We start from the raw sequence: 13,579 nt of genomic DNA, 5'->3' as shown, positions 1-13,579 counted from the left end.
CACATAACTTCAGAGAAGCCGGGTCCAGCAGGAGCGTCGACCGCCTCCACTCGCTGAAGGTCGACGCGTCGCCAAAGTAGCGAGTCAATCAGGGCTCCAGCCAGTACTAGCAACTAGCATCGAACCCGTGTTCGAAAGTCTCCGTCACTGCAGCCACTGCAGCCATGAGAGGTTCATGCTCCCAGACGCGCACAACTCGCCAGCCAGCTTGCTGCAGGGCACTTGTGACCAAGTGATCACGTTCAACGTTCCGCCGAAGCTTTGGAGTCCAATACCACTCGTTGGACGTAGGTTCACGGCCGTGCTCCGGGCACACGTGCCAGAAGCACCCGTCAACGAACACGGCCACCTTCCGCGCAGTGAAGACGATGTCGGGACGCACTCGGACGCCGTCATCAAGAACCAAACGAAGGTCTTTACGGTACCGGTAGCCAAGTCTGTGCAGCTCCTTACGCAGAGCGACTTCCGGCTTGGTGTCAACCCGTTTGTTCGCCCGCATGTTGCGCGAACGGCCTTCACTCGCTGCCGCTGGGTAGAGACCCTTCGCGTGTGCCCGCTCACGGGTCGCATCGCGATCACTTCGAGACACGCTCACAGAACCCACCTATCGCCACGGCTCGCGGTCCATAAGGAAAGATACCCTTCGTGGACACCCGCGAGCGCTCTCACTCTGGAAGGTAACCGATCATGGAGTTCAACGTCGTTGAGATCTGCGCCGGCGCGGGCGGCCAGGCTCATGGCCTGCACAAAGCTGGCTTCCAGCACAGTCTCGCCATCGAGCTAGACGACAACGCGTGCAATACGCTTGAAGCCAACTACTCGGACTGGAAGGTTGCCCGGGGAGACGTAGCCGATCCGGCCGTGTGGAACCCTGCTCACTACCGCGAGAAGGTAGCCCTCCTCGCAGGTGGCGTGCCTTGCCCCCCGTTCACAATCGCTGGCAAGCAGCTCGGGGCTAACGACGAACGGGATCTTTTTGCCTGGGCTGTGGAGCAAGTTGGTGTCGTTAGGCCCAGAGCTCTGCTACTTGAGAATGTCCGAGGCCTGAGCATGCCGCGGTTCGCTGGCTACCGTCAGCACGTACTGGATCGCTTGACCTCATTCGGGTATGTCGCCGAGTGGCGGCTTCTGCAAGCTTCAGACTTCGGTGTACCTCAACTGCGACCTCGTTTCGTCTTAGTTGCCCTGCAGCCAGAAGATGCTCCCTACTTCAACTGGCCAGAACCGACAGGAAACGCGCCGACCGTAGGAGAAGCACTTAAGAGCTTAATGGGAGTCAACAGCTGGGCAGGACTCGAGGATTGGGTCGCGAAGGCAAACAAGATCGCTCCGACAATCGTCGGAGGCTCCAAGAAGCATGGGGGAGCCGATCTTGGACCTACTCGAGCAAAACGAGCCTGGGCAGAGCTTGGCGTGGACGGCCTCGGCGTAGGCAATGAAGCCCCAGGACGTCTCGACACCTTTGAAGTCGGCCCCAAACTAACCTGTGAAATGGTTGCGCGGCTCCAAGGATTTCCCAGCCAGAACGAATGGCGCTTTACTGGCAAGAAGACCGCAATGTACCGGCAGATCGGCAATGCCTTCCCGCCGCCGGTCGCAGAGGCCGTCGGCCGCTCCATTCTCAACGCTCTAGAACACAAAGGAACTCCGGCCGCACGCAAGCAGATTGAGCACGAGCCAGTCTACAAAGCACTCAAAGACGCCAATGGCTTTGTTAAAGCCGAGGATCTTCAGAACATCGGCGATCAGGTACTCGAGATCGCCGATGTCGAACTTCGACTGAGTCAGCTAGGCCGGGATTTCGAAATTGACATTACTACAAAGAATGGCGTAACTCGATACAAACTTGGTGAATTTAAAGCTTTCACTGGACAAGACGATCATGACCGCCATGCTACCTTTCTAAAGAATCGCGCCCGGATAAGTTAATCATACTTTCCAAAAGCCCTTCCTGCCACCGCATCTAAGGCTAGCTTTCCGGTGAAGAAACTCGCTTGCGCGGTACAATTGGTGCCGGAACTACAGGCTCATCTTCTCTTGCTATAGCCCATAATTCGCCACCAATCTCAGCAACCTGACGACCACTGCCGAGCCCAACCGGAACAACCCTAGCCGCAATAACTTCGCCTTTTTTTGGGCAGGACAAGCCAAGGGACCTAGCAACAAGAGGGTCTTTATCTTGGTGCCCCAGGACAAGGACACCCTCGCCTCTCAGGTAGTCGCGAGCACCGCCTGAATCACGAGCACGTTTCATCGAATCATCCTGCTGCGCCACCGTGGCAATTTCTGCACGACGGACGATGCGGCCTTGCACAAGCCGGAAGAGCTCATTGACTCTGGCCTGCCCGCTAACGCCGCGCTTACCTCGTGCTCCAAAGATTCGCTCCCTATGTTCGTCTGAAAGTTCGAGAAACAAGTTGGGAGCTAATTTTTGATGCTGCGACCAAAGAGGAATTATCGCGGAGCGCGCTTCTTTATTTAGGGTATTCTTGCGATCGCGGTTAGCACCCAGATTGAGGTAATCCCGACGAACTCGTATCAATCCCGCCGACCAAGCTTGTTTGCGATCATCAGCCCAAAGTAGCAGGCATATGTGCCCAATCGCCTCGGGCGGCAGCATCCATACTTTAGACATTGAATACTTGCAATCAACCTCATGACCCGCAATCTTATAGTCCATGCTATCGCCATCTTCAAAAGCGAATTCGCGATGCAAGTTTATTTCAACCAGAGTTCCCATATGTGTTTTTTCAGTCTTGTGCAACTGCTCATAACACCACCTGCCCGTGCGCTGCCCATCATAGAGCTGATCGAGAGTGTCTCTAAGCACAGCCGCGACGCGGTTCCCTTCGGGATCACGGCGATACAGCTCCTCGATAACTTCTTGGATTTCAGGATCGGCCTTCGAAAAAGCTGGCATTTCAATATCCAAGCGAAACTCCATGGTCGAGTAGTGGCATATCGAGGCCACTTAAGGAAAGGCGTACGCCCGCGTGAGCCATCATATTGCTATCATGAAAGCGTCCTAGCTAGCCGCTCCTGAATAGCCTCACGGTGCACGCCCGGCAGTTGCCATATGTGCGACACTACGCGCTCAACACGGCTTTGCTCACGTCGACCAGCCGCCAGCCATGCAAGAACAGCGAATTTATCTTTCCTGGGCAACTCCACAAGTTCATCCCAGACCTGCTGCTCATTCAAACGTGGCGACGTTAGATGCTTTGCAGTCTCATTGCATCGAGCACATTCAGTTACCAGGTCAGCCATCGTTGAACCTGAACCGTACTTATACGGAATAACATGCCCTACAGTAAGTCGCGCAGTCACAGCAGTATCATCAGGGTAGATTTCCCCAGCAAGTATTCCACACCTTACGCACCGATGACCGTCACGCTCAAATAGGTTACGACGCATAGTGGCTGTGATAACCCGCAGACCGGCAGCTCGGTACTCTTTCTCCCATACCGGCTTGCCAATCTTATCGAGTTGCAACTCGCCTGGCGCCAACCCCGCAATATCGCGATACGTCAGAATTGACCACCCCGCAGGACGAAGGTCGCGCATCCGCCTGTCGATCTGCTCGACACCGGGCATCGCATCCCTAAGCTGCTGCTTGGTAAAATGCCCACCCTCTCCAACCTCGACGGCGAGCCACACTGCCACCCGGATTCGCGTACCCAGGTTGGAGTTTCTCCAGTCCGGCAGGGACTTAGCATCGGTGGCGTTCACAGTGAGTCCTAACCGCTAGCAGATCCGAAAGTGTCACGTGACAGTACCTTGCCGGAGCCTGCTGCGGCAAGTAGCGGCAACCGCCGTAAGCAAGTCTTCGCACCAGACCGTGTGGCATCACGGCGCAGCTGCCTACTTTCGACATGTAGCCACGCTGACACGTGCTCGACTAGTCACCAAACGTGGCATGTCGCCATCGCAGAGGGCACACCTACCTGAAGTCGATCAGTGACGCTGCGAAAGTCATTCAAGTTCTGGCACCCCGACGGAGGAGGACGACGGACCATTCGAGTGCCGCTACTCGCCTCGCGCGCCTAGCACCACTTAATGGCAGCGAAGCTTGCTGGTGACGGACTCGCATCTGCCTGCTCGGCCAGCAGAAAAGAAAAAGTGAGAGACAGCAAGAAACCCGCCGGAGAACCGGCGGGTTTCTTGGTACTGCTGTCTCAACCAGACGTGCGCCCGAAGGGATTCGAACCCCTGACCTTCTGATCCGTAGTCAGATGCTCTATCCAGCTGAGCTACGGGCGCTTGTTCAGTTTTCAATCTAGCACCTGCCGGAACAGGCACCAGCGGAGGCTCCGGGATTTGAACCCGGGAGGGGGGGTTACCCCCAACCGCATTAGCAGTGCGGCGCCATAGACCAGACTAGGCGAAGCCTCCCAGGCCCAACGACTCACTGCGAAGATAGGTTACACACCCCCCGAACGGCCCTGAACATCACCCCCCGTGTCTAGCGCTGCAGCATCCTGAGCAGGCGCGATGGGCGGCCGCCGAGGCCCTCGGCCTCGAAGGCGGCGATGCCGACTCGCGGTAGGTCACGGACCGCGGGGTAGATCAAATATCGCGGGACCCAGCGGGGTTGGAACTTGGCGTTGAAGCGGTAGAGGGACTCGATCTGGACCCAGCGGGACATCAGGCGGATGGCGCGGGCCGAAATCCGGGCGAACGGGCCTGCTCCGATGCGGTGGCCTTGCTCCATGACCGCTCGGAAGGCGGCGAAGTTGAGGGAGACGTGGTGAATGTCACGCTTCTGACAGTCGAGTATGAGCTCGGTGATCATGAGCTCGTTGACGCCGTTGTCGGCCGTTCTGTCCCTGCGCATGACGTCCATGGACAGGCCGTGGGTGCCCCAGGGGACGAACTGGAGGATGCCTCTGATGCGACCGCTCTGGTGGGCTGTCACGAGGACCGAGCCGGGGTCGCCCATGCGGCCCAGCGCCATCGAGAAGCCGCGCTCTGTGGCCGTTCCGCGCCAGTTGGCGGCCAAGGCCACGAGCTCGGCCAGGTCCGGACCGGAGATCTCCTCGGCGCGCCTCACACGCACCGTGTAGCCGGCTCGGCGGCAGCGGGAGACGGCCTGGCGGACGCCTCGCATGGCTCGGCCGTCCAGGCTGAAGCCGGGAGCGTCGACGACGGCCTCGTCGCCGATCTCGAGGACTTCGAGGTCGAAGCGGGCCCAGACGGTGGCTCCGAGCTCTGAGCAGCCGAGTACGGCCGGGATCCAGCCGTGGCGGCGGCAGACGTCGAGGTACTCCTCGATGGCGCCTGGCCATGCCTCGTGGTCGCCGAGGGGGTCTCCGGAGCACATGGCGACGCCGGCGATCACGCGATAGGTCAACGCCGCTTTCCCGGACTTCGAGAAGACCGCGAACTTGTCGCTGCGGAGTGCGAAGTAGCCCAGTGAGTCCCTGTCGCCGTGCTCGTCCAGCAAGACGCGCAGGCGGGCTATCTCCTCTGCGGACAGTGCTGGGGACGGCTCGGCGGACCTCAGGAGGAAATACGCTGCCAGCAGGACCGCGGCGATGCCGAACAACAAGCCGACCGCGGCGCTGAGGTCCTCCATCCACATCGCGTGGAAGACCGCGGGGCCGGTGACGCCGACCAACGCCAGTGCGGACTGGGTCAGCCTGCCGACGAAGCTCAGTGGCTCGAGTACGGCTCGGGAGGCGACCGAGAGCAGGGCGAAGTTGATCAGGAAGCCGGCGCCGGTGAGCTGGAGGAAGGCGGCCAGCGCGCGCCATCGGCCGGTGACCGGGTCGGGGAGTGCGATGAAGTACTTGCGGGTCGCGAGCAAGGTGACCAACAGCGCTCCGGAAACGAGACCGGGGCCGAAGACGTGGCGCAGGCCGAGGTGGGAGACCGTCAACAGCACGGTCGCGCAGACCGCCAGCTGCCAGGCGCGGCGTTTGCGGCGGCGGAGGCCGGTGGCGAGCAACACGAGCAGGACGCCGGTGACGAGGACGATGGCGGCTGCGGCCGTGGTGGCGTCCTGGGGTAGTTCGAGCCACTCGGCCAGGTGCCCGCGCAACGTCCTGCGTCCCGCGGGCACCAGCACGGAGATCAGCGCGCCCAGTCCGACCAGGCGGGTGACCCAGGTGACGGCGACGACCGATGTCTCCCCCGCCACCCGCGCGCGTGTCCCCATCACCACTGCTTACTCCCTGGCGAGCTCCACGAACGGGCGCAGGGCGTCGGGGTTGACGAGTGCGTCCCTGCTCACCGCTCGTTCCGGGGCGACCCCGGACAAGATCTTCTTCACGGGTACCTCGCACTTCTTACCGTTCAAGGTGCGGGGGATCTCGGTCACCACGACGAACCGATCAGGTACATGTCGTGGCGACAGCGCTCCCCTGAGCTCCTTGCGCAGCGACGGCTCGACGTCCGGCAACTGGGCCCCGTCCTTCAGCACGAGGAAACACAGGAGCCTGCCGTCTTCATTCCCGGCCGCCGAGGTGTCGATGACCAGTGAGTCGGCGACCGAGGCGAAGCCTTCGACCACGCGGTAGAACTCGGCGGTGCCCATGCGGACGCCGCCGCGGTTCAACGTCGAGTCGCTGCGGCCGTAGATGACGGCCGAGCCGCGCTTGGTGATGCGGATCCAGTCGCCGTGGCGCCAGATGCCCGGGTACATCTCGAAGTAGGCCTCGCGCAGGCGGGAGCCGTCGGGGTCGTTCCAGAAGTAGACCGGCATCGAGGGCATCGGCTTCGTGACGACCAGCTCGCCGACCTCCTCGACGACCGAGTTGCCCGCCTCGTCGAAGGACTCGACGGCCGCGCCCAGCGCGCGGCAGGACAGCTCGCCCAGCCAGACCGGCAGATCCGGGGACGCGGCCACGAAGGCCGCGCACAGGTCGGTTCCGCCGGAGACCGAGCAGATCTGGACGCCCTTGCCGAACTCGTTGACGAGCCAGCGGAAGCCCTCGACCGAGAGTGGTGAGCCGGTCGACCCGATCGCGCGCAGCGCGGTGAGGTCGTACTTCGACGACGGCTTGATGCCCTCTTTCAGGCAGCTCTGGATGAACGGCGCCGACGTGCCGAAGAACGTGACGCGGTGCTGTTCGGCCAAATGCCAGAGCACGTTCAGGTCCGGATGGCCGGGGCTGCCGTCGAACAGCACGATCGTGGTGCCGACGAGCAGTCCGGAGATGAGGAAGTTCCACATCATCCAGCCGGTCGTGGTGAACCAGAAGAATCGGTCACCTGGGCCCAGATCGCTTTGCAGCGCAAGGGCTTTCAGCAGTTCGATGGTGATGCCGCCGTGGCCGTGGACGATGCCCTTGGGCAATCCGGTCGTGCCCGACGAGTACAGGACCCACAGCGGGTGCGCGAAGTCGACCGGCTCGAACGCCAGCTCGGCGCCGTCGTGCGCGGCGAGCAGGTCGTCGAAGTCCAGTGTGCCGTCGAGGGTGCCGCCGCAGACGTAGTCGATCAGGACGGTCGCTTCGAGTGACGGAATTTGCTCGCGCAGTTGGGAAATCGTCGAACGGGTGTCGAAGGAGCGTCCATTGTAGACGTAGCCGTTGACGGCGATGAGCACCTTCGGCTCGATCTGGGTGAAGCGGTCGGAGATCGCGCGGACGCCGAAGTCCGGCGAGCACGACGACCACACCGCGCCGAGGCTGGCGGTGGCGAGGAACGCGACGAGCGTCTGTGGGCAGTTCGGGGCCAGCGCGACCACCCGGTCGCCTTTTCCTACGCCCGACGCGACCAAAGCGGCGCGGAAAGCCGCGACCTGCGTGCGCAGTTTGCCGTAGGTCAGTTGCCTGGTCAGACCGTCTTCGCGGTGGAAGATCACCGCGAGTTCGTCGTCGGCCTTCGACGCGCCAGCGACGCCTGGTGTCAGCGCGTGCTCGGCGTAGTTCAGCGTGCCGCCTTCGAACCACTTCGCCTGCGGCATCTCACCTGTGAGCACCTCGCCGGGCGCGTTGTGCCAGCGCATGCCGAGGAACTCCGCCACCGCGGCCCAGAACTCGGGCACGCGCTGGACGGAGAACTCCCATAGCGACTGGTAGTCGTCGACCTCGACGCCGCGCTCGGCCCGCAGCCACTCGCGGAAGGCCTCGATCTTCGTCTCGGACTGGCGGCTCGGCTCAGGGCGCCAGAGCACTTCGGGGGCATCGGCGTTGGTCACCCGCCGATGTTAACCCTCGCTAACGTAGATGCGCATCAAACCAATTGAGGGTCCGCTGCCAGGCTTCCGCGCCGGCTCCCGGATCTGAATCGAAGCGGTGGTCGGCGCCCGGATAGCGGACGACGTTGGTCACGACGTCGGCCGACGCGGCCGCGTCACGCAGGTGTTCCAGCTCGACGCGGCCCTCCTCGGTGCCGGAATCGCCGTACATGCCGAGCCACGGGCTGGTCAGCTTGCCCGCGATCTCGACCAGGCCGGGCAGCTCGCCGCCGACGCTGACCGCCGCGCCGAGTTTGCGGTGCGAGGCGACCACGAGCGCGGCCGTGCCGCCGAGGTCGAAGCCGACGACGCCGAGCTGTTCGGCGTCGATACCGCGTTCGACCAGCCAATCGAGTGTGCTGTCCGTCGCGTCGAGCACGTCCTCACGGGTGAGGTTCTCGCCGTCGATGTGGGGTGCGACGGCCAGCCAGCCTTCACCGGCCAATCCGGCGATGAGCAGGCGCACCCCGTCCGTTATGCCCTCAGCCTCGGGTAGCACGACCAGCCCGCCTCGCACCGCTCCCTCAGGCTCAGCGAAGGTCAGCTGCACACGTTCGTAAACATCGGTGTGGGTGAGGGTCATTCACTTACTCAACCACCGCGAGGTAAACAGGAGAAGGGTTGAGAGATTGCGGATAGGGTGACCGCAATCTCCCTGAGACGAAGAGGAGCTCGCGCTATGTCCGCCGTCCCCACCCGCTCGGATCTCGGCTCGTTGCCGGTGTACGTCCCGGGCCGCACCGTCGAAGGTGCGATCAAGCTCGCCAGCAACGAGGTGCCAGGCGGTCCGCTGCCGAGTGTGGCGAAGGCGATCGTCGAAGCGGCGGCCAACGTGAACCGCTACCCCGACTCCGGCTGCAACGCGCTGAGCGCCCGGATCGCCACCGCGGTGGACTTCCCGGTCGCGCAGGTCGCGATCGGCTGCGGTTCGGTTTCGCTGTGCCAGCAGCTCGCGCAGGCCGTTTGCGAACCCGGCGACGAGGTTCTCTACGCGTGGCGCTCCTTCGAGGCCTACCCCACCGTCACCCAGGTGGCGAACGCGCGCAGCATCAAGGTGCCGCTGGCCGAGGGTGACGTGCACGACCTCGACGCGATGCTCGCCGCGATCACACCGCGCACCAAGATGCTCTACGTCTGCAACCCGAACAACCCGACCGGGACGGCCGTGCGGCGTGAGGCGCTGGAACGGTTCCTGGCCGCGGTGCCGTCGACCGTGCTCGTCGTGCTCGACGAGGCGTACCGCGAGTTCGTCACCGATCCCGATGTGCCGAACGGCCTCGAATACGTGACGCCGCACGGAAACGTCGCCGTGCTGCGGACCTTCTCGAAGGCGTACGGGCTCGCCGGGCTGCGCGTGGGTTACGCGATCGCGCCGGAGAACATCGCGAAGGCGCTGCGTCAGGTGTTCGTCGCGTTCAGCGTGAACATGATCGCGCAGGCGGCGGCGATCGCTTCGCTGGACGCGTCCGACGAGCTGATGGCGCGCGTGAAGGAGATCGTCGGCGAGCGCGAGCGGGTCCGCAAGGAGCTGATCGAAGCCGGCTACGACGTGCCGGACACGCAGGCGAACTTCGTCTGGCTGCCGCTGGGCGAGGAGACGCCGAAGTTCGCGGAGTTCGCGCTGGACCACAAGCTGGTGCTGCGGCCGTACGCGACGGACGGCGTGCGCGTGACCATCAGCACGCCCGAGGAGAACGATCTCTTCCTCGCGGCGGCCCGCGCGTACAAGGCCTAGCGCGATAAAGCGGGCTTTACTCCGGGGAGTAAAGCCCGCTTTATCCCGGTTTCTACTTCAGGATGAGCTGGACCATGGCGGCGAGGCCGACCACGACGATCACGCCGCGCAGCACGGTCGGCGGGAGCTTGCGGCCGATCTTCGCGCCGAGCTGGCCGCCGATGGCCGAGCTGACCGCGAGAATCGCGACCACCGGCCAGCTGATCGGCGCGACGAAGGCGTAGATCAGCCCGGCGATGGTGTTGACCACGGCCGACAGGACGTTCTTGACGCCGTTCAGGCGTTGCAGTGACTCCGAAAGCAGCATCCCCATCACGGCGACGAGCATCACGCCCTGCGCGGCGGTGAAGTATCCGCCGTAGATGCCGATCAGGAAGACGAAGAACAGCAGCAGCGGGCCGATCTTGTGCTCGCCGCCGTTCACCTCCCGGCGCTTGGTGATCCACTTCGACACCTTCGGCTGCACGATCACCAGCACGACGGCCAGTCCGACCAGGATCGGGACGACGGTTTCGAACGCGTCCTTCGGCAGCGAGAGCAGCAAGATCGCGCCGCCGATCGCGCCGAAAAAAGACGCAATGGACATTCGGATCACTTCGGGCCAATAACCCGCGAGTTCCTGGCGGTACCCGATCGCGCCGCTGATCGTGCCCGGGGCCAGGCCGATCGCGTTCGACGTCGTCGCGGTCAGCGGCGGATACCCGAGCGCGACCAGCACCGGGAAGGTCACCAGGGTGCCGGAGCCCACGACCGTGTTGATGGTGCCCGCCCAGATGCCGGCGACTCCGATGATCACCGCGTGCCACCACGTCATAGCTCGCAGGCTAGGTGGGATGATCCCTTGGCGCTTAGCGAGTGTGGTTAGTCAGACAGCGAGTGTGGCGAGTCACTCACCTCACCGTGAAGAGATAGCACCCCGCCTTGGCACTGCGGACGTGGACGTAGTCGGCGTCCGCCAGTAGCTCCGCGAGCGCCGCGTCGGCGTCCACGCCCTCGATCCGCCGCTCGGCCACCTGCTCGCGCCCGGCCCGGTAAGCGTCGAGTACCAGGGAATGGCGTCGGAATTCGGGCGGGAACGTCTCATGCGCCGCGTAGGGCGTGCAGTCCCCTTCGTGCACGAAGACCGGTCCGGGGAGCGGGATGTCCTCCTGGCCGCGAAAAGCGTCGTAGGTGAACAGGATCCGGCGGTCTTCGATCATGGTGAGGCACAGCCGGCACGGCGACGTGCCGTCGACGTCCTCCGCCGAAGCGGGGTGCCCGTAGTCGGGTGCGAGCAGCGTGGCGCGGACTTCCTTGGCGACGGGTTCTTCAATCGGCACAACGTTCATGCCTCAATACTCGTGATCAGCCGACGGGCTTGCTGGCGGCTTTCGGACGCGACGTTTCACCCAGCACGCCTGCCAGCACCGCGCCGGCGATCATGACGAGCCCGATGGTCACCAGGCCCCATTTGCTCGAGCCGAACAGGTCGGTCATCCAGCCGAGCCAGTACGGCCCGAGGAAGCCGGACAGGTTGCCGACCGAGTTGACCACGCCGATCCCGCCCGCGACCGCGGCGCCGGACAGGAACGCGGGCAGCAGCTTCCAGAACGACGGAAACGCCGCCATCACGCCGATCGCGCACAGGCACAGCCCGACGTAGCCGAGCCACGGCGAGAGGAACGCGGAGCCGGTCAGCGCGACACCGCCGACGACCATCGGGAACGCGGTGTAGCGCACGGTCCGGCCGTCGCGATCGCCGTGCCGTCCCCACCAGACCATCGCGACCGCGCCGATCGCGTACGGCACCGCGGTGAGCAGCGTGACCACGAAGTTGTCCTCGATCTTCAGGCTGGCCTTGAGGATGGTCGGCATCCAGAAACCCAGGCCGTACAAGCCGAAGACGATCGCGAAGTACACCATCCCGAGGCCGAGCACCCGGGGATGCAGCAGCGCGCGCCGCACCGGCATCGGCGCGATCGAGGCGTTCTCCGCGGCCAGTTCCTCCTTGAGCCACAAGCGTTCCTCGTTGGTGAGCCAGGTCGCGTGCGCGGGCCGGTCCGGCAGCAGCCAGAACAGCAGCAGGCCGAGCAACACCGACGGCAGGCCTTCGGTGAGGAACAGCCAGCGCCAGCCGCTGAGGCCCCAGATGCCGTCCAGCTTGAGCAGCAGCCCGCCGATCGGCGCGCCCAGCGCGGTCGACAGCGGGACCGCGACCATGAACAGGCCGGTGACCGTGCCGCGATGCGAAGCCGGGAACCAATACGTCAGGTACAGGATCATCCCGGGGAAGAACCCGGCTTCGGCGACACCGAGCAGGAAGCGCAGCAGGTAGAAGCTGGTCTCGCCCTGTATCAGCGCGCAGGCGGCCGCGACCAGGCCCCAGACGATCATGATCCTGGCCATCCACCGGCTCGCGCCGACGCGGTGCATGATCAGGTTGCTCGGCGCGTCGAGCAGCACGTAGCCGACGAACAGCAGGCCGGCGCCGAACCCGTAGACCTGTGAGGAGAGTCCGAGCTCGGCGTTCATGGTCAGCGCGGCGACGCTGAGGTTGGTCCGGTCGAGGTAGGCGAAGAAGTAGCAGACGGCCATCAGCGGCACGAGGCGCCGTGTCGCCTTGCCCAACGCGCTTCTGGCGATCGGGTCGAGGCTCGGCCGCATGCCTCGGAAAGTAACACCTGGCAAGATTTCGCGCGTGACCGAACAGGTATGGAGCGCGACCGTCGACCGGCTCCGCGCGCTGATCGACTCCGGCGAGCTGCCGCCGGGATCACGCCTGCCTGCCGAACGGGCGCTGTGCGATCAGCTGGGCATCAGCCGGGGTTCGCTGCGGCAGGCGCTGCGCGTGCTCGACTCGATCGGCTACGTGCAGATCCGCGCGGGCTCGGGCACGTACGTCCGCGAGGCGGAGCGCAAACCTTTGCGCACCTGGTTCGCCGAGCACGAGCAGCTCGTCGAAAAGCTCTTCGACCTGCGCACGACCGTCGAACCGACGCTCGCGGAGCGGCTCGCCGAGCACCACTCCCCTCGCGTGGTGGCGAAGCTCGAAGCCAATGTCGCCGAGATGGAACAGGCCGCGGCTGACGGCGACATGCTGCGTGTCATCGCCACCGACGCCGAGTTCCACCGGGTGATCGCGGTCAACGCGGGCGACGACGACGTCGCCGACCTGCTGCGCTCGGTGCTCTCACTGGTCGGCGAGGAGCGGCGCGCGGCGCTGCGGCTGCCGGGTCAGATCCGCAAGGCCGTCTGCGAGCACCGGGAGATCCTTGAGGCGATCACCAGGTCGGACGCGGCCGCGGCGCGCGAGGCGACGCTGCGCCATCTGGTTGAGGCGAAGCTCTCAATGCACGACTTCGCCGCCACCGACTCGTAGGAGCTGCCGGACCCGTTCCTCCGTCGCGATGCGCGCGAAGCCGTTCGACGACTGGACCAGGGAATTCCTCGCCGCGCACCCGGACGCGACCGTGCTGCACCTCGGCGCGGGCATGGACAGCAGGGTGTTCCGGATCGACCCGCCGCCGACGGTGCGCTGGTTCGACGTCGACTTCCCCGACGTCATCGCGCTGCGCGAGCGGATCTACCCGTCGCGCCCTGGTTATCGGACGATCGCGTCTTCAGTCACCGACCCCGGCTGGCTGGACGAGATCCCGGCGGACCGGCCGACGCTGGTCGTCGCC

The 13,579-nt window shown here is 64.3% G+C and carries 12 protein-coding genes, 2 tRNA genes and 1 pseudogene; 4 read left to right on the top strand and 11 right to left on the bottom strand.

The annotated features are described in order from the left end of the window. Window positions 1-106 precede the first annotated feature (106 nt). Window positions 107-589, bottom strand: a complete 483-nt coding sequence (locus AB5J62_RS00730) for a very short patch repair endonuclease (RefSeq protein ID WP_370950137.1) — start codon at window positions 587-589, stop codon at window positions 107-109. A gap of 98 nt (window positions 590-687) precedes the next feature. Here AB5J62_RS00730 and AB5J62_RS00725 point away from each other — a divergent pair, with 98 nt between their 5' ends. After that, window positions 688-1,929 (top strand): DNA cytosine methyltransferase, encoded by a 1,242-nt coding sequence (locus AB5J62_RS00725; RefSeq protein ID WP_370946156.1) that lies wholly within the window; start codon window positions 688-690, stop codon window positions 1,927-1,929. Window positions 1,930-1,969: 40 nt separating this feature from the next. Here the strand turns inward: AB5J62_RS00725 and AB5J62_RS00720 are convergent, their stop codons facing one another. The 7 genes from AB5J62_RS00720 to AB5J62_RS00690 all read right to left on the bottom strand — a co-directional run bounded on the left by AB5J62_RS00720 (window position 1,970) and on the right by AB5J62_RS00690 (window position 8,765). After that, a complete protein-coding gene (locus AB5J62_RS00720) occupies window positions 1,970-2,932 on the bottom strand; it encodes a NaeI family type II restriction endonuclease (protein ID WP_370946155.1) in 963 nt (320 codons plus the stop codon). An 80-nt stretch (window positions 2,933-3,012) separates the two neighbouring features. Continuing rightward, window positions 3,013-3,729: an HNH endonuclease gene (locus AB5J62_RS00715; RefSeq protein ID WP_370946154.1), complete on the bottom strand. Its 717-nt coding sequence runs from the start codon at window positions 3,727-3,729 to the stop codon at window positions 3,013-3,015. Window positions 3,730-4,186: 457 nt separating this feature from the next. Then, window positions 4,187-4,260: transfer RNA gene (locus AB5J62_RS00710), tRNA-Arg, on the bottom strand. A 42-nt stretch (window positions 4,261-4,302) separates the two neighbouring features. After that, window positions 4,303-4,392, bottom strand: a tRNA-Ser gene (locus AB5J62_RS00705). A gap of 70 nt (window positions 4,393-4,462) precedes the next feature. After that, on the bottom strand, window positions 4,463-6,157 hold the full coding sequence (locus tag AB5J62_RS00700; RefSeq protein ID WP_370950136.1) for a phosphatidylglycerol lysyltransferase domain-containing protein: 1,695 nt from the start codon (window positions 6,155-6,157) through the stop codon (window positions 4,463-4,465). Between the two features lie 9 nt (window positions 6,158-6,166). Beyond that, window positions 6,167-8,143, bottom strand: a complete 1,977-nt coding sequence (locus AB5J62_RS00695; RefSeq protein ID WP_370946153.1) for an acetoacetate--CoA ligase — start codon at window positions 8,141-8,143, stop codon at window positions 6,167-6,169. A 19-nt stretch (window positions 8,144-8,162) separates the two neighbouring features. Then, entirely contained in the window at window positions 8,163-8,765 is a 603-nt protein-coding gene (locus AB5J62_RS00690) for a dienelactone hydrolase family protein (protein ID WP_370946152.1), read from the bottom strand. A 96-nt stretch (window positions 8,766-8,861) separates the two neighbouring features. On the opposite strand from AB5J62_RS00690, the gene hisC reads away from it, so the two are divergent. Beyond that, a complete protein-coding gene (gene hisC, locus AB5J62_RS00685; RefSeq protein ID WP_370946151.1) occupies window positions 8,862-9,917 on the top strand; it encodes a histidinol-phosphate transaminase in 1,056 nt (351 codons plus the stop codon). Window positions 9,918-9,969: 52 nt separating this feature from the next. Here hisC and AB5J62_RS00680 read toward each other — a convergent pair whose 3' ends face one another. The 3 genes from AB5J62_RS00680 to AB5J62_RS00670 all read right to left on the bottom strand — a co-directional run bounded on the left by AB5J62_RS00680 (window position 9,970) and on the right by AB5J62_RS00670 (window position 12,560). Beyond that, window positions 9,970-10,731 carry a sulfite exporter TauE/SafE family protein gene (locus tag AB5J62_RS00680; protein WP_370946150.1) on the bottom strand — a complete coding sequence of 254 codons (762 nt, stop codon included), beginning with the start codon at window positions 10,729-10,731 and terminating at the stop codon, window positions 9,970-9,972. A 76-nt stretch (window positions 10,732-10,807) separates the two neighbouring features. Further along, window positions 10,808-11,245 (bottom strand): DUF1203 domain-containing protein, encoded by a 438-nt coding sequence (locus tag AB5J62_RS00675; RefSeq protein WP_370946149.1) that lies wholly within the window; start codon window positions 11,243-11,245, stop codon window positions 10,808-10,810. 16 nt (window positions 11,246-11,261) lie between these two features. Next, the gene (locus AB5J62_RS00670; protein ID WP_370946148.1) at window positions 11,262-12,560 is read right to left on the bottom strand and encodes an MFS transporter; all 1,299 of its coding nucleotides are present in this window, start codon (window positions 12,558-12,560) and stop codon (window positions 11,262-11,264) included. A 34-nt stretch (window positions 12,561-12,594) separates the two neighbouring features. Here AB5J62_RS00670 and AB5J62_RS00665 point away from each other — a divergent pair, with 34 nt between their 5' ends. Both AB5J62_RS00665 and AB5J62_RS00660 read left to right on the top strand, forming a co-directional pair. Continuing rightward, window positions 12,595-13,275 (top strand): FadR/GntR family transcriptional regulator, encoded by a 681-nt coding sequence (locus tag AB5J62_RS00665; RefSeq protein ID WP_370946147.1) that lies wholly within the window; start codon window positions 12,595-12,597, stop codon window positions 13,273-13,275. Window positions 13,276-13,303: 28 nt separating this feature from the next. After that, window positions 13,304-13,417, top strand: a pseudogene (locus AB5J62_RS00660) (class I SAM-dependent methyltransferase); the annotation flags it as partial. Between the last annotated feature and the right edge of the window lie 162 nt (window positions 13,418-13,579).

The organism is Amycolatopsis sp. cg5 (genome assembly GCF_041346955.1).
In the GTDB taxonomy this organism is placed as follows: Bacteria; Actinomycetota; Actinomycetes; order Mycobacteriales; family Pseudonocardiaceae; genus Amycolatopsis.
Note: the sequence above shows the minus strand (reverse complement) of the source record. Positions and strands in the feature narration are given on the sequence as shown.